15 protein-coding genes and 1 pseudogene are annotated in these 16,149 nt (G+C 68.6%); 7 read left to right on the top strand and 9 right to left on the bottom strand.

The genetic code is table 11. The features are described from left to right. Positions 1-93 precede the first annotated feature (93 nt). From F4X11_01075 to F4X11_01060, 4 genes are all read left to right on the top strand, one after another. Positions 94-696 carry a hypothetical protein gene (locus F4X11_01075; protein MYN63613.1) on the top strand — a complete coding sequence of 201 codons (603 nt, stop codon included), beginning with the start codon at positions 94-96 and terminating at the stop codon, positions 694-696. A gap of 74 nt (positions 697-770) precedes the next feature. Beyond that, entirely contained in the window at positions 771-1,382 is a 612-nt protein-coding gene (locus F4X11_01070; GenBank protein ID MYN63612.1) for a hypothetical protein, read from the top strand. A 10-nt stretch (positions 1,383-1,392) separates the two neighbouring features. Then, positions 1,393-2,010 (top strand): hypothetical protein, encoded by a 618-nt coding sequence (locus F4X11_01065; protein MYN63611.1) that lies wholly within the window; start codon positions 1,393-1,395, stop codon positions 2,008-2,010. Between the two features lie 119 nt (positions 2,011-2,129). After that, the gene (locus F4X11_01060; GenBank protein ID MYN63610.1) at positions 2,130-4,118 is read left to right on the top strand and encodes a PQQ-binding-like beta-propeller repeat protein; all 1,989 of its coding nucleotides are present in this window, start codon (positions 2,130-2,132) and stop codon (positions 4,116-4,118) included. 30 nt (positions 4,119-4,148) lie between these two features. On the opposite strand, the gene F4X11_01055 is transcribed toward F4X11_01060, so the two are convergent. The 5 genes and pseudogenes from F4X11_01055 to F4X11_01035 all read right to left on the bottom strand — a co-directional run bounded on the left by F4X11_01055 (position 4,149) and on the right by F4X11_01035 (position 8,854). Beyond that, complete coding sequence (locus F4X11_01055) at positions 4,149-5,384, bottom strand: epoxide hydrolase 1 (GenBank protein ID MYN63609.1); 1,236 nt, start codon at positions 5,382-5,384, stop codon at positions 4,149-4,151. 244 nt (positions 5,385-5,628) lie between these two features. Further along, positions 5,629-6,306 (bottom strand): DNA repair protein RecO, encoded by a 678-nt coding sequence (recO, locus tag F4X11_01050; GenBank protein ID MYN63608.1) that lies wholly within the window; start codon positions 6,304-6,306, stop codon positions 5,629-5,631. A 131-nt stretch (positions 6,307-6,437) separates the two neighbouring features. Next, positions 6,438-7,406, bottom strand: a complete 969-nt coding sequence (locus tag F4X11_01045) for a hypothetical protein (protein ID MYN63607.1) — start codon at positions 7,404-7,406, stop codon at positions 6,438-6,440. A 31-nt stretch (positions 7,407-7,437) separates the two neighbouring features. Continuing rightward, positions 7,438-8,109: pseudogene (locus F4X11_01040) on the bottom strand (hypothetical protein). 331 nt (positions 8,110-8,440) lie between these two features. After that, complete coding sequence (locus F4X11_01035; protein MYN63606.1) at positions 8,441-8,854, bottom strand: hypothetical protein; 414 nt, start codon at positions 8,852-8,854, stop codon at positions 8,441-8,443. 215 nt (positions 8,855-9,069) lie between these two features. Here F4X11_01035 and F4X11_01030 point away from each other — a divergent pair, with 215 nt between their 5' ends. The 3 genes from F4X11_01030 to F4X11_01020 all read left to right on the top strand — a co-directional run bounded on the left by F4X11_01030 (position 9,070) and on the right by F4X11_01020 (position 14,011). Further along, complete coding sequence (locus F4X11_01030) at positions 9,070-10,098, top strand: hypothetical protein (protein MYN63605.1); 1,029 nt, start codon at positions 9,070-9,072, stop codon at positions 10,096-10,098. Between the two features lie 9 nt (positions 10,099-10,107). Continuing rightward, positions 10,108-12,189: a hypothetical protein gene (locus F4X11_01025; GenBank protein ID MYN63604.1), complete on the top strand. Its 2,082-nt coding sequence runs from the start codon at positions 10,108-10,110 to the stop codon at positions 12,187-12,189. A gap of 652 nt (positions 12,190-12,841) precedes the next feature. After that, the gene (locus tag F4X11_01020) at positions 12,842-14,011 is read left to right on the top strand and encodes a hypothetical protein (GenBank protein ID MYN63603.1); all 1,170 of its coding nucleotides are present in this window, start codon (positions 12,842-12,844) and stop codon (positions 14,009-14,011) included. Positions 14,012-14,345: 334 nt separating this feature from the next. On the opposite strand, the gene F4X11_01015 is transcribed toward F4X11_01020, so the two are convergent. From F4X11_01015 to F4X11_01000, 4 genes are all read right to left on the bottom strand, one after another. Then, positions 14,346-14,567 (bottom strand): hypothetical protein, encoded by a 222-nt coding sequence (locus F4X11_01015; protein ID MYN63602.1) that lies wholly within the window; start codon positions 14,565-14,567, stop codon positions 14,346-14,348. Positions 14,568-14,598: 31 nt separating this feature from the next. Continuing rightward, the gene (locus tag F4X11_01010; protein ID MYN63601.1) at positions 14,599-14,781 is read right to left on the bottom strand and encodes a hypothetical protein; all 183 of its coding nucleotides are present in this window, start codon (positions 14,779-14,781) and stop codon (positions 14,599-14,601) included. A 41-nt stretch (positions 14,782-14,822) separates the two neighbouring features. Continuing rightward, positions 14,823-15,089 carry a hypothetical protein gene (locus tag F4X11_01005; protein MYN63600.1) on the bottom strand — a complete coding sequence of 89 codons (267 nt, stop codon included), beginning with the start codon at positions 15,087-15,089 and terminating at the stop codon, positions 14,823-14,825. A gap of 150 nt (positions 15,090-15,239) precedes the next feature. Further along, the gene (locus F4X11_01000) at positions 15,240-15,512 is read right to left on the bottom strand and encodes a hypothetical protein (GenBank protein MYN63599.1); all 273 of its coding nucleotides are present in this window, start codon (positions 15,510-15,512) and stop codon (positions 15,240-15,242) included. Between the last annotated feature and the right edge of the window lie 637 nt (positions 15,513-16,149).

Here is a 16,149-nt window from a genome sequence, read left to right as displayed (position 1 = left end):
CAACAGCTTCCGGTTGTGGTCGACGCCGGGAGTGCGGGCGTGGATGCGGAGCGCCGCCCAGTCGGGGCCGCCGCGCCCGCAAGGAGACAACCGATGCGGACCCCATACTTCGCCTTCGCCGGCGTGCTTGCCGGTGCCCTGCTGGCTGGCGGCGCCCGCGCCCAGGACGCTTCTGTCGAAGAGTCCAGTTCCGTGAATCGCCTGGAAGACGACATCGTGGAGTACCGCAATGACCGCGTGCAGATCATCGCGACGCACTACTACTTTCAAGGTCCTCAAGACCCCAGATGGCTGCTCATCGATGTCGGGATAAAGGTCACGTCGGGCGGCTCTCTGACCGTCGCGCGCCGCGACTTCTCGATCGTACGGCCGGACGGCGAGAACCTGCCGTTGGCCTCGCAGCGCGAGTACCGACGGTCTCGTGCCGAGCTGCTGCCGATGTTGCTTGCGCTCTACGACCGCCGGGACGCGATCGGCGACTACTTCTCGGGCGGGGGGTGCGCACGGTACGCCATAAACGACTTCCGATTCTTCGTCGACAGCGGCATCCGGCACACCGTGGTCGATGCCTTCCTAGGCGGGTGCCTCCGGGGTGACCTGTTCTTCGCCTCGCCCACGGGCACTTGGAGCAGTGGCACGTACACGCTGGTCATCGGCGGTGACGCGGACGCACGCCTGCCAATCGAGATCCACTGACACTCGGCAGTCCGTAGCGGCTGAATTCCGCTACGATGGAGAGAGATGCCGCGCCTGGGTTGGGAGATGACCAGATGCGTTCCCCGCTCATCGCTACCGTCCTCGTGCTCGCTGCCGTCCTGCTCGCCGCGCCACCACTCACGGCCGAACACCCGGCGCTGGAAGCGACGGTCGACGAACCCCATGAAATAAAGCGTCCGGGACGAGACATCGTCGAATACACCAGCGACCGCCTGCAGGTCGTCGCGGTGCACTACTATTTTCCAGAGAACAACGACCCCAGGTGGCTGCTCGTCGACGTCGCGATGGACGTCAGGTCGGGCGACCCGATCAGGGTGGCGCGCCGCGACTTCTCCATCGAGGGACCAGACGACCTGCGTGTGCCGCTGAGCACCCTGCCCGCTTTCCGGCGCGCCCATCGGCAGTTGAGGCCCATGATGCTGCAGCTCCACACGCGAGAGCGACCGATCGCGGGCTTCTTCCCGGTCCCCTGCGCAGACCACAACTTCCGGTTCTTCGTCCCCACCGGGGAGCTGCGACAAACCGAAGTCCACGCGAGCTGGCAGGGCTCGTGCGTCCGGGGCGACCTGTTCTTCGAGGCGCCCGACGGCGCGTGGGGCGGTGGCACCTACACGCTGGTCATCGACGGCGACACGGACATACGGCTGCCGTTCGACATCGATTGAGACACAACCCATGCGTGCCCTGGGTATCGCGGCCGCTACCGCGTTCGTCGCCGTCCTGCTCGCCGGTGTGCCGTCCACCGGCGAGCTTCGCGCGCAGACCGACGCGGTCGTTCGACCGGACGCAGCCAACCAGGTCGAGCGCAACGCGGTGGAATACAAGAGCGACCGTCTTCATATCGTCGCGGCGCACCACTATTCCTGGGGCGACCACGACCCGAAGTGGCTGCTCATCGACGTAGGAATACAAGTCCTGTCGGGTAGCGCGGTGACAGTCGCGCGCCGTGACTTCTCCATCGTACGGCCGAACGGCGTGGAGGTACCGCTGACCTCGCAACGCGACTACCGGCGGGCCCGTGCCGAGCTGCTTCCATTGCATTTGCAGCTCCATACGCTCGCGATGGATCCGGTCACAGATTACCTTCCCCGCGGCCGCTGTCGACCCACGCACGGCTTCCGGTTCTTCGTCGACAACGGCATCCGACAAACGGAGGTCTACGCCGCTCGGAGCGGACCCTGCGCGCGGGGCCACCTGTACTTCGCCTCGCCGACCGGGACGTGGGAGAGAGGCACCTACACGCTGGTCATCGGCGGAGACACGGACGTGCGACTGCCGATGGAGATCGAGTGACACCATCGTCCGGGAGTCCGTGGCGAACTCCGGGTTCCGGAAGAAACCGATGCTTCCACGGCGTTTCCCATAGTCCGGGTTGACGGTACACTGACTTCCGTTCGGCAAAGGAGGTCGAGATGCGTCACGTCGCAACCCGAATCGGTCTGGCCGCCGTAGCGACCCGCGTTCTGGCTCCGGCATCGGCCCTCGTGCTCGGTCTCGCCGCGCCCGCGGCCGGCCAGACCGTCGAATGGCCGTCCTACGCGGCCGACCAGGCGGGCACGAAGTACTCCGCGCTCGACCAGATCAACGCCGAGAACGTGAGCGACGTGGAGATCGTCTGGCGGCAACCGGTCATCCCCGACGCCATCCGCGACGGCGACGCCACGCGCGGCCCGGTCGGATCGCAAACTACCCCGCTGATGGCGGGCGGGATGCTCTACTTCAGCACCGGCCTGGGCACCATCGCGGCGCTGGAGCCGACCACCGGGGAGGTGCTCTGGAACACCGGGCCGAGCGACGGCGTGCGAGTGCGCCAGACGCGCGGCATCGCCTGGTGGACCGACGGCGAGGAGGCGCGGGTCCTCGCCACGCTGGGCCCGAAGCTCGTGTCCGTCGACGCCCGTACGGGCGAGCGGGACGCCGGTTTCGGCGAATCGGGCGAGGTGGACCTGCGGCTCGGCCTCATCCGCCCGTTCCCGGAGTTCTACTGGAACTCGGCCCCGGTCATCGTCAACGACGTGGTCGTCATCGGCTCCTACGTCGAGGACATCACCACCAACCAGCGGGTCGCCAACAAGGAATCGCCGCGCGGCGACGTCCGCGGGTTCGACGTGCGGACGGGCGAGCACCTCTGGACATTCCACACCATCCCGCTGGAGAACGAGTTCGGGGTAGAGACGTGGGGCGTCGACCCGGTCGACGACCGCGTGTCGTGGGAGTACAGCGGCAACACCAACATGTGGGCGCACCCGACCGGCGACCCGGAGCTGGGCATCGTCTATCTGCCGCTGTCGACGCCGACCAACGACTACTACGGCGGACATCGACCGGGCGACAACCTGTTCTCGGAGAGCCTGGTCGCCGTCGACGCCCGGACCGGCGAGCGCATCTGGCACTTCCAGGCAATCCACCACGGCGTCTGGGACTACGACTTCGCCTCCTCCGCGGTGCTGGTCGATATCACCGTCGACGGCCGGCCGATCAAGGCGGTCGCCCAGCCGAGCAAGCAGGCGTTCGTGTACGTCTTCGACCGCGCCACCGGCGAGCCGGTCTGGCCGATCGAGGAGCGGGCGGTTCCGGCGTCCGACGTGCCGGGCGAGCAGCTCTCGCCGACGCAGCCCTTCCCCACCAAGCCGCCGCCGTTCGAGCTGCAGGGGGTGACCGTCGACGACCTCATCGACTTCACCCCCGAGCTGCGGCAGGAAGCCATCGAGATCCTGGACCGGTACGTCTGGGGACCGATGTTCACCGCCCCGATCGTGCTCGAAGAGAGCCCCGGCGCGAAGCAGGGGACCATCTTCAGCCCCGGGACCGCCGGTGGGGCGAGCTGGAGCGGGGCCGGGTTCGATCCGGAAACCGGCGTGCTCTACGTCCCTTCCGCCTACAGCCAGAACGTGGTCGCGCTCACCCCGTCCGAGCACCCGCGCGCCGACGTGCGGCTGGTCCGTCAGCGGTACACGCCGTTGATCGGCCCGCAGGGGCTGTCGATGTTCAAGCCGCCGTACGGCCGCCTCACCGCCATCGATCTGAACGCCGGCGACATCGCCTGGCAGGTCCCCAACGGCGAGGGACCGCGGGACCACCCGGCGCTGCGCGACCTCGACCTGCCGTGGCTCGGCCAGGGCGGACGCGCGTCGGTGCTGGTGACCAAATCGCTGGTCTTCCTCGGCGAGGGGGGCAACACCGGCGTGGCGACGCTGCCGCAGTGGTGGAACGGCCCCGGCGGCAAGACGTTCCGCGCCTACGACAAGGCGACCGGCGAGATCGTGTGGGAGATCGAGCTGCCGGGCGGCACCACCGGCGCGCCGATGACCTACATGGTCGACGGCCGCCAGTACATCATCGCCACCGTCGGCTGGGACGACATGGGGAGCGAGCTGGTCGCGATGGCGCTGCCGCAGTGACGCCGGCGACCGACAGCCGGCGGCGGGTGTTCACCCCGGATTCCTCAGCTCTCGAAAGAACGCCCGCAGGTCGTCGACGAACAGCTCCGGCTCCTCGGCCGCCGCGAAGTGCCCCCCGCTGGGCATCATCGTGAAGCGCACCAGGTTGTAGCGCGCCTCCAGCCAGCGCCGCGGCGTGAACCGGAACTCGCCCGGAAACGCCGCGCAGGCGGTCGGCACCTCAATGCGCGCCGGCTCCGGCGAGCTGCCCCCGTGCCGGCCCTCGTAGTAGTAGCGGGCCGCCGAGGTCGCCGTCTCCGTGGCCCAGTAGATGGTGAGCGTCGTCAGCAGCTCGTCCTTGCTGAAGCGCGTCTCCGGATCGCCGTTGCAGTCGCACCAGCTCCGGTACTTCTCGACGATCCACGCCGCCAGCCCCACCGGCGAATCGTTCAGGCTGTAGCCGAGGGTCTGCGGCTTTGTGCCGTGCATGTGGCTGTAGCCCCGCTCCTCGTCGGTCCAGAAGGCGGCGCGCTCGCGCATCAGCGCCACCTCTTCGGGCGGCACCCCGGCGGTCGGGTCCTCCGGATCGGGCGGGTCGGCGCTGCACAGGTTCAGGTGCAGGCCGGCCACGTGCTCGGCGTCGTTGACGGCCAGCCAGCGGCTGATGCCGGCGCCGAGGTCGCCGCCCTGGGCGCCGTACCGCTCGTAGCCCAGGCGCGCCATCAGCTCGGCGAAGATGGCGCCGGTCCGATCCCTGCCGTACCCCAGGCGCGGCGGCCGGTCCGAGAAGCCGTAGCCGGGTATCGACGGCGCCACGACGTGAAACGCGTCCTCCGCCCGGCCCCCGTGGGCGACCGGATCGGTCAACGGTCCGATCACCTTGGCGAACTCCGCGAACGTGCCGGGCCAGCCGTGGGTCAGGATCAGGGGGAACGCGTCCGGCTCGGGCGACCGGCGGTGCACGAAGTGGATGTCGAGGCCGTCGATGCGGGTCTTGAACTGCTCGAGCTCGTTGAGCCGGCGCTCCTGCTCCCGCCAGTCGAACTCGTCGCGCCAGTACTCGATGAGCTGCTGCAGGTAGGCCTGGTTCATCCCGAGCTGCCACCCGACGCCTTCCGGCTCGTCCGGCAGGCGGGCGCGCATCAGGCGCTCGCGCAGGTCCACGAGGATCTCTTCCGAGACGTCGATCGTGAACGGCTCGACCTCGGCCGCGGCACTCTGGCCGGCCGCTGCGTGCAGCGCTTCGTCAGCGCCCGGCGAGAAGGGCTCGACCACGAGCAGGCCCATCCCCAGAGCCATCGCGAACGCCACCGATAACGAGACGACAGGCCGCGACATGGTTCACGCTCCCGCGATGAGCCGAGGTCCCGAAGGCACGGATGGACGGAAAGCAGTCTTGCCGCCAACTTGGCACGTGTCAAGGCGGCCGGCGACAGAAGCCGAAACGGCGAGCCCGTCCGCGCCTCTTGACGGCGGCGGCATCGGCCAGCCGTCCGACCCGCCCGGCGCCGTCAGTTGGCGGGAGACCGTCTCAATCGCCGCGCGGGGCGCGCGTCAGCGATCGCACGACGCGCACCGACTTCAGCTCCTTGTCCAGGTGCGTCCTGATCAGCCGCTGGTGGACTCGGACGAGCTCTCGGTCCGCCGCCGCGGACAGCTCGACAGAGCCGAGCTCCATCGGACCGACCACCCGGGCCGCGGCCAGGAACGACATCGCGGCGGACGACAGCCCGCCGCCCTCGTCCGGAGGAGCCGTGACCGGCGGGTAGACGCCCTGCAGCCGCAGCAGCCAGAACTCGAAGTAGCGCGCGAGCCGGCCGATGGGGATACCGGCCGCAAGCGACTCGACCACGGCGGTCCCCAGCCGGAACAACTTCTCGTTGGGATCCGCCTCCGGAGCCCATTCGTCGATCAGCTCGGCGAAGTACCCCGCGTGAGCGAGCGCCTCCACGCTGTCGCTGGCCAGCGGCGAGCAGACCGGCTCCACGTAACGCAGCCGCACCAACTCGCGCCGTTCCCGTTCGAAGTAGGCGACGCGCCCCCGCGTCATCGGCTCCAGCGCGCCGGAGAACGAGGAGCGGGTCCGGCGTGCCCCTTTCGCGACGCCGCGGCGCTTGCCCCGGTCGGCGGTCAGGAACACGACGATGCGATCCGCCTCGCCCAGTTTGTAGGTCCGTAGAATCAACGCGTCGGCGGTGTGCAGCGGCATCGGGTCGAAACGATCCCCGGTGCACCTTAACGCGGGACGTAACGCCACGGCGGCGCAGGCCCCGACATGGTCGGGCCGGCTCTGCACACGCGAGAGCAACCGGTGCCCGAACCCGACGGCCGCCGGACAGCCTACTGCTGCGGATCCTCGTGCGTGTGCATGAAGCGCTCGCCGTTGGCGACGGCTATCCGTCCCGCGGCCAGCCGGCGCCGGTTGGTGACCCCTTCCCAGCACGCCTCTTCGTAGAACTCGTAGCCCTCGCCGCCGATGCGTCCCATGTCGAACGCCAGCGTCCAGGGCTGCGTGAACACCGCCGGGTCCTCGATGGTGGCCTCGTAGCGGAGAGTGTCGGCGTCGAGCATGCGCCAGCGCTCCACCACGTGGAGTTGCTCGCTGTAGAAGCTGCCGTGCGAGTCGATCCACGGCACGTCGTTGAAGTTGGTCACGTCGACGACCAGGGTGTCGCCCTCCCAGCGGCCCCGCGAATCGCCGTTGAACAGCGCGATGTCCCTGCCGATGTGGGGACGGCCGTCCATCGGCACGACCCGGTAGGCGTGGGCCCACTCGTAGAGCATCACCACGTGGCTGCCGTTCTGACGGATCTCGATGTCCCCGCGGTAGTTGCTGCGCGGCACCCCGTTCAGCAGGCAGCGGTCCTCGGGATCGATGTGCGAGAGCTCGGTCGGCGTCTCCATGTCGAACAGGAACTCGACGCGCTTCTCCGCCGCCCACGGCCGGTAGGGGATCCGCCCGTCCGGAGGATCGACGATCAACTGGAAGGGCAGTCCGAGCCGCTCCGGACCCCGGCTCTGCATCCGGGCGTGGATGGCATCGCAGCAGCCGTCCTCGATGCTGTGCGAAGCATTGGCCGGACCACCGTCCCAATAGCCCTGCATGTCGGGATGTCCGTCCGCCGTGCGCGGCAGATCCGTCGCCTGCCCGCCGCCCTCGCCGGAGCCCTCGCCGCGCGCGCCGGCCGCTTCGACCACCGCGAGAAGCTGCCCGGCGCCGCCCGGTCCAACCGCCGGCTGGGGCGCCAGCCACGCCGTGGCGACGAGAGTCGCTGCCGCGACCGCGGCTCGGATGCACCTTCTGCTCATCGGATCCTCCATCGACAATCGCGCCGTCGGATCACTTGTCGGCCGCCAGCTCCTCCTCGGAGTAGGCGAAGCACTCGTACTCCAGGAGCTGGACGTTCGCTTCCTGCCGGCGATAGAGGGGCATGGACATCGTCCAGGGCCGCGTGAACACCTTCGGGTCCTCTATGGTGACCTCGTAGCGCAGGTGATCCGGCCCGGTCGGCGTGTAGCGCTCGACCACGTGCAGGGCTTCGCTGTGGAAATTGCCGGCGTCGTCGAACCACGTCCGGTCGTTGAAGTGGATCACGTCGACCACCAGCGTGTCGCCCTCCCAGCGCCCGCGCGAGTCCCCCATCCAGAAATCGATGTGCCCCTCCGGGTGCGGGCTGCCGTCCATGTAGACGGTGCGCGAGGCGTGCACGTACTCGTACAGGATCAGGACGCGGTCGGAGAACTGGAGAATCTGGAAGGGATACGGCATGTAGGTGATCCGCGGCACGCCCGGCAGATAGCACTGCCGATTGGGATCCGCGGTGAGCCGATTCTCGTAGTTCTCCTGCTTCTGCGCCTGCGCCCACGGCTGGTACGGGATCTCGTTCCCGTCGACGACCCCCTGGCCGGCCGGTACCCCGGCGCTCGGCCGGTGGTCCTGGATGTCCCAGGCGGCGGTGTTGAGCGCCTGCCAGATGCCCTGCAGGTCGGGCTGCCCGTCCGGCGTGCGCGGCGGCGTGTACGCTTCCGCGGCGCCGGATGGCGTCTGCGCGGCCGCCGGCGGCGCCCCGAACAGACAAAGACAGACGGCCGCGACGACAACCGGCATGGACCACGTGGACACGATGATCACCTCCGGGACGGGGCGCGCGCGTCGCAGCGCGCGCCGGAGAACTCCCTCCGCTCGCCGGGTAGCGGCGCAAGACTCCCAGCCCGACAATCTACGGCGAAGACTCCTAGCCCGACAATCGTCGCCGAACGCGACCGCTGCGGTCGCGCTGCGGCATCCGATTGCCGCCCAACCGGCCTGACTAGAAGTCTACGCCGTTCTACGGCGCAGACTCCTAGCGCTGCCCCGGCGGCACCGGAGCACCGGTGCCCGAGGAGCCGGCGAAGAAGTCGCGCCCGTCGGGAAACGTCACGGTGATTGCATTGGCGGTCGGCGAGCCGTCCTTCGCCTCGTACCCCTCGACCACGAACTCGATTCCGGGCGGAAAGTCGCCCCGGCGCAGGCCGCGCCGCAGCAGCGCGGTCGGGTTGCCCATCTCGACCGCCCAGTTCGTCACCGTGCCGTCGGGATTCTCGACATCCATGTGGATCCACCCGTGGGGATTGACCCACTCCAGCTCGGTCAGCCTGCCCTCGAGCGTGATCGGCTTCTCGATGTCGAACTCCGCCGAGAACGAGTGGTGCGCGGCTCCGGTTGCCGCGGCCAGCAGCACACCGACACTCACGAGCGCAATCGCCAGCGTCCTCATCGGTCTCCCCCCCGGCGTCCATACGGACCCCTGACGTACGCAGACTACACCCCAGGCGGAGCCAGCGCAATCGCGGGGGCGGAAGGTCCCGCGTCGGATCGGCCGCAGCCTGGAACGGGGGACGCCGAGTGCGTTCTGGAAGCCAATCGACCCGTGCTATTGTGACGTTCTGGGCACCAGGCGATCTTCGGTACCGATTCCGCAGGAGGTTTCAGATGGGGCGCGGACGAATCGCGGGTTTGTTGACGATCCTGGCAATCGTGGCGCTGGCTCCGACACCGGTCGCCGCGCAGGGCGGCGTGCCCCCCACGCCGTGGGGCCACCCCGACCTGCAGGGAGTCTGGGACTTCCGCACCATCACGCCAATGGAACGCCCTGAAGACCGCGCCGAGCAGGAGTTCCTGACCGCGGAAGAGGCTGCCGAGCTCGAGCAGGCGGCGCTCGACCGGAACGCGGACCTCGCGGCGCGGCCCGCGCGACGAACGGAGGCGGACCCGTCCGGAAACGTTGATCGGGGAGTCGACGGCGCACCGGGGTCGTACAACAACTTCTGGTTCGACCGCGGCACCTCGGCCGTCTCCACCAACCGGACTTCGCTGGTCATCGATCCGCCCTCCGGCCGCATTCCCGCGTTGACGGCGGGGGCGCAGGCCAGACGCGACGCGCTGGCCGAGGCGCGCAGGAACACGGGTCCGCACCAGCCGACGCCGGGCGGCTGGGTCGACGATCTCGGCGCCAACGGGCTGCAGGTGCGCTGCATCGTCGGCTTCAACGCCGGGCCGCCGATGACCCCGGGGGGCTACAACAACAACATGCAGCTCTTCCAGACGCCCGACGCGGTCGTCATCTACAACGAGATGAACCACAACCCGCGCGTCATTCCCCTCGACGGCCGCCCGTTCACCGGCCTGCGGCAGTGGGCGGGCGAATCGCGCGGGCACTGGGAAGGCGACACCCTCGTCGTCGAGACCGTCAACTTCCTGCGCGAGACCAGCTTCATGCGCGGCGGGGCCACCGCCGACCTGCAGCTCACCGAGCGCTTCACCCGGGCGTCACCCGAGGTGATGCTGTACGAGGTGACGGTGAACGACTCGAGCACGTGGACGGCACCCTGGACGTACGAAATACCGATGCAGTGGAATCCGGCGCCGATCTTCGAATACGCCTGCCACGAGGGGAACTACTCGATGGCGGTCATTCTGGCTGGCGCCCTGGAGAGTGAAGAGGACGACTCCTCCCGCTAGAGCGCCTGCATGGTCTTCGCCCGCCGTCGCACGACCGAGATCCGTCCGGTGCTTCCCTGGGCGCCGACACGGATCGCGGCGTGCGCCGGCGCCGCGGTGATTCTGATGTCACCGTGGCCGACCCGGCCCGCCGCGCAGGAAGAGATCGCGGCGGCGGACCGCGACGCCTCGGCGGCCTGGCTGGCCGCCCTCCCCCCCGAGCCCGCCTTCGTCTGCGGTACGCCCGAGCTGGTTGCCCGGCAGACGTGGTCGGGAGTCACCAGGATTCCGCAGCTCCGGATGGCCGACGCAGAGGAGGAGGAATCGCCGGACGGGCGACCGCTCTGGTTCGACCCGCAACCCCGCCTGATTCGCGCCGACAGCAATGAAGGGCTCGCCTTCGATCACTTCCTGGTAGCGGGCGACATCGAGACGGTGGAATTCGAGCGCTGGTCGAGCGCTGCCGGAGAAGTCGTGACCGAAAACTGGACCCGCACCGAGACGCGGACCTTCTTCGGACGTCTCGTGACCACATTCAACCCGAGCTGGACCGGGGCGGAGCTGTGGGATGCCATCGGGCGGCGACGCCGCGGGTTCGACAGTCCCTTCGTGTACTTCGGCACGCTCAAGATCCCGAAGCCGGTCGAGGCGGACAACGAGACCGAAGAGGACGAATCCGAAGAGGACGAATTCGAGAGAGTACACATTCGCCTGCCGGTCGCCCCGCTCAACCTTCCCGAATCGCGCGTGGTGAGGATCGGCGACAGCATGCAGTACGCCAGCCACGTCGTGAACATGGTCGTCGGCGGCTTCGGTAACGAGCGGGTGAGAGGCGACGATTACGATTTCGAGTTGCAGGAGGTGACGAAGGCATTCTACGAGGTCTTTCCCGACGTCTACGACTCGATAGCCATCGTGACGGCGGAGCAACACCCCAGCTCGAAGTTCTCGGCCTACCACTGGAACGTACGGAACCCGATCAAGGGTCTCGGCAGGGACGAGTTCGACTATACGGATTACTTCGGCAGCAGGGGCGCTCTGCGTTCGGTCGAGTTCTACCGCGACGCGCAGTTCACCGCCACGTGGACCTCGAACCACGAGATCGGGCACCAGTGGGCCGACTACTGGGACTGGACCGAGATCACGGAGGGCATAGAACGCAAGGGATGGGGTCCCGGCAGCCACACCCCCCTGCTGTTTCCCGGTGAAGTGCTCCTCGGCGCCGTCCTGAGGCCGATTCGGCGCGTCGCGCGCGCCGGCGGCGGCGACGAGCACGAGAGCGCCTCCTACGTTATAGAGCGGACGCCCGCTCCGTCCGTCTACCACCCGACGCTTCTCTACCGCATGGGGCTCATCGGCGCGGAAGAGGTGCCGGAGATGGTTGTCTTCGAAGACCAGGCTCAGTTCGACGAGGAATCCGCGACGGCGCCCGGCATCGGCACCGCCGTCGAGGGAGAGACGACGACCGTCCACATCAACGACATCCTGGGGCAGCATGGGACGCGGAGCGGGCCGGTAGACGATGCGTGGCGACGCGTGACGATCGCGGTCTCGCGGAACGCGCTGCTGTCACCCGAGGAGATGGACTATTGGAACTTCTTCGCCGCGCGGCACGAGGCGCGGTCCGGCGCGACGACGTTCGGCGGGATGCCCGCGTTCTTCGAGGCGACCGGCGGACGCGCGACCCTGGACACAACGGTCGAGAGGTACGACGGATCCCGCATCGTCAACGTTCCGCCGCTGCAGGTATCGGACGTTCCCATCGACCCTGGAGAATTCCGCGGCGTGCAGCTCGACGACGAAATACCGGGCTCGATGACCGTCGGAGAGACGATCATGTTCACCGGCACGATAACGTCGAGCGACGCGCCGGACGTCGTCGAGGTCTGCGTGCACCAAGTCCATACAGGTGGTCCCGTGGACGACGAAGGCAGCGACATCCGGGTGGTGACCACGTGCGACGAGCCGGCCGGCAACCACTTTTCGATGTCGTTGACGTTCGATCGGGCCAGCCGCTACGGGCTCGAGGTGAGCTTGAAGGTTCAGGCCGACGACACGGACGAGCCCGACGTGACGCGCTCGAGCTTCATGACCGGCATCACGGTTCGATAGCGTCGCCACCGGCACTCAGCGTCGGCCGCCGGAGGCTCCTTGTGCGGATGACGTCCTCGGCTACGGCAGCGATAGCACGAAGGCGGCGAAAAACACCCGGATTCATTGGGGTTTCTGTCAGGGCGTGCCGGATACGCCCACGATTCCACCCACGCGGAACCGGCGCCCACGGCCGGGGGCCGTTGTTCACCGCGGGCCGCGGGCGTAACCGTTCGGTCGAGCCGGTATTGTAGGGTACCCATGGCATCGACGACATCAAGAAGATGCTCGGCGTGTAGAAGTCCCGGTTTGCCGACGTGACCGCGGGACATCGTGATTGCGGGCTGGTCCACGGCGTGCTGCACGAGAACCTGCCGCTGGTGCACTCGGCGGTGAGGGAACGGTTCTTGCCGTCGCCGGGTATCGTCCCGTCCCGCGGCGCTTCGGGGCCTGCGCTATTGGCTGTTCGACGAGGATGGGCCGAAGTCTCCAGTTCTGGGAGGGATAGCCGATCTTCGTGATGCCGCGGAACTTGGCGGGCAGCCAGAGACCGACGGCGCCCCCCAGGGGGGCACAGGCCAACGGCGTGCCACGCGAAGCGGCAGTCGGACGAAGTGACGGCAAGCCTTTCGGGGACGGGGCGAATCGCACGGCTGTGAACGGCGGCAGGCTGATGGATTCCGCGGCCAAGGACGAGGTGATGAGCGAAGAAGCGCCGCGCGAGCATGTGGAGTTCCATAAATGGCTGAGATTCGACGACCGCTCGCCGGATGATGCTGGGGTCGGTCCGGCGCGCGCGGTGGAGGCCGCCGGGCGGTGCCGCCGATGCTGGGGACCGATCGTGGGGTTGCGGCGGAAGGACGGGCCGTGCAGCCATGTCGAATGTCTGGCCTGCGGGGCGTCGACGGACGGGGAGGCGGCTCGGCGGGAGGTGGCGAGGATGCTGCGTGAGGCCGAGCAGAACGTGCCTCTGGCCCGCATCGGGCGCGGCTCGAAGTACGGCGGGAAGGCTCGCTTCGTGATAAAGCTGCTGCCGGACATGGACAGGGACATGGCCTGGTACGACCGGGGTCTGGCCGCGAGCCTTCGGTTGAAACGACGGCGGAACTACCTGGACCGCCGGAACTTTCCGTCGGGCGAAGCGGGGTACCTGTTCGCGCAGGCGGGCGTGCTCGTGGCAGGCTTGAACGCATTGCCCCCCGAGATGTCGGCGCTGTCGCTGGCCGACGTGGAGTACGGGACGCCGGAAGTGCAGCGCGTCGAGCCCGCGAGCGGAGACGACGGGATCCTGCGGGTGGTGGGGACCATAGCCTGCAGGTACCGGAAGCCGTCGAACGCGGCGGTGAAGACGAGGATGGGCAGGTTGATGATGGCCGGTTCGACGGCGGCCTTCGCCTGCGAACTGGCCATGAAGGCCATCTTGATGACGCGCAGCCATCAGGCCGAGAAGACGCACGACTTGGCTGATCTCTACGCCGCATTGCCAGCCGACTGCCGGGAGCGGCTGGAAGGGGATTCCGGGGAGATCGAAGCTGTTCTGGAGGAGAACCGGCAGACGTTCGGACAGTGGCGCTACTTCGAGCAGGCCTTGGGGGAAAAGACGTTCGGCGCGCTGGTGGACACGGACCGAGTGTGGGGCCTCAGCAAGTCGGCGCGGGTTCTGCTCGACGAATGCGTTGTGGCGGGTCTGGACTACAGGATCTCCGTGCAGAGCGACAGCGAGGTCGCCGTCGAAGGGGCCGAGGTCGTCGACTACTCGGCGAAATTCAACGTGAACGTGGAAGGCAACGAGTCGGCGGTGGCGTGGGACGCGCTGCTGTCGGGCCACCGAACGCACGGTTGATTGCTCGGGGAGAGCGGTTTCGAGCGACGAACGCCTTGGCCCTCAGGCCGAGCTGGTCAGTCTGCACTGATTTCTCCGGACGCCGACGGCGCGTCTGGCTGGGCCAGCCGCATGTCCATACCGGGTCCACCGAACGATTACCCGCGGGCCGCGGGACCGCGGGACGTGCGGGCCGGGCGGGTCACGCCAGAACAGAATCCCCGGCGTTGCGACACCAGCCCCAGAACCGACCCGACAGCGCGACTCGCTGTAGCTCCGCGCCAACCAGGGCCACAACCAGCCCACCAGCTTGCGTACCATTAACTGCGCCAGCCCCCTCCGGCGAGGCATCAACTCACTGTTTCCCCTCCGGCCGTGCTCGCTTCTCGAGCTGGACCAGCCCCAGCTTGATGGCGTTGCGCAGGATCACGCCCGGCTTGAGGTTGCTGCTAGTCGCGACCTGCCGCACGCGGTCGTACCAATAGGCCGACAGTGCGACCGAGCGCCTGACGGTGTAGCATCTCCGCTTGTCGGCTGCGGGATCGGGGTCGTGCAGCGCGTAGTTCGGATCCTCCATGCGTCACTCCTCACCGCGCTACCCGCGAGTCTCACGATTGCCGACCCCGCGTCAGGTACGGTGCGGCCTCGATCAACTCCGTCGACCGGCCGCCACCGCCCCCCGGCGTAACTTCCAGACTCGCGACCTCGTGACGCCGGAAGTAGGCGAGGCCCTCGTCGTGCATCAGCAGCACGCCGCCCCGGCTCTCGTGAACCGACGACACCCGCAGCACTGTTTCCGTTCCTCCAGAGCGGTAGCGGACCGTCACGCGCACTACTGCCGCCCCCGCTCGAATCGGACGCCGGCTGGGAACTCGACCCCGCCGCCCGGCACCGCGCGTTCCCGGTAACGGAGGAACTGCCCGCCGCGGTGGGCGCCGACTGCGAGTCTTCGCAACGCCTCGTCCTGGGCGTCGGGACAGACTGAGTCGGGATCTACTGGTGCTTCCGCTGCCTGCAACGTGGTCGGGTCGATGATTCCGCGCTGGCCCTCGATGCGCGCGTCGGCGTCGAGGTTGCGGTGCCGGTTGCGCGTCGCCATCACCATCTCCTCGCAAAGCCCGTCGCCCACGGTCGCCGTGGAGCTCGCTGGCGGCGGCCAGACGCGTCGTCGACGTGGCGCCCGCCCCGCCGTGTACTCGAAGCTCCGCAGCCGGCTTTCCGTTCGGCACGCCGACCGTCCTTGGGCGCGTCACGAAGACCGTTTAAGCCAGCGAGACCCTGCCCGCGGGCTCCACCGGATCGGTTGCGGAGCAGGCCGAGTGCTGCGCTTGCGTTCCAGGTACTCGACCGCCGCCCGCATCTGTCTGGCGTCCCATGTCGTCCAGTCGTTGCTCTCGGGCAGACTCTCCACCCCGGTGCTCCGGCCGACGGCGACGACCCCGATCGCCAGGCGCTCGGCACCGTAGTCCTGGCACAAGGCCAGGAACCGCCGTGTCAACGCGACCGAGGGAAGCTCGCTCACGCTTTCGCGCCTCGTGAGGGGACTTTCTCTACCAGTCTGCAGGCGATCAGGTTCCCCGCGTCATCGGCGTGGTGCCCGTCCGCCTGGTACTCGAAGCTGGCCATGAAGGCTCGGGGCGCGGCATCCCGGCTCGCTCCACCCGCGCCCCCCGGCTACCAGCCGAGCGTCGCCCGGCCCATGAACCCGTTGCTGGCTCCGCCTTCCATCGGGCTCTCGCGACGCTGCGCTTCCACGCCCAGATCGAAGTTCGCCTGTCCCCGTTCCAGCAGCCCGAGTCCGTAGCCCAACCGGTAGTCCCGGCCGTAGGGCGAGGTCGTCAGCCCGACCCTCGGCGTTCCCACGAAGCGGGCGCCCACCGGCAGCCCGTAGCCCACCTCGGCGTCGACGCGGTCGCCGGCTCCGTACATCTGGTGCGAGCCCATGCCGTAGGCCATCTGGCTGTTCCACAGCGCGTCGGCGCCGCCCCGCGCCTGCCCGCCCCACGACGGAGCCACGCGCGCGGTCAGCCCCAGCGGGCTCGACGGCGTCGGGTCCCACCCGAGCGACAGCGACATCCCGCGCTCGGTGAACCCGTCGGCCTGGTGCACCACCAGCGTCCGCACCCGCAGGTCCAGCGACAGCCCCGTGACCGTGTCGG

Source organism: Acidobacteriota bacterium, assembly GCA_009861545.1.
Lineage (GTDB): Bacteria > Acidobacteriota > Vicinamibacteria > Vicinamibacterales > UBA8438 > WTFV01.
The sequence above is the reverse complement of the archived record's forward strand: the minus strand, read 5'-3'. Positions and strand labels throughout refer to the sequence as shown.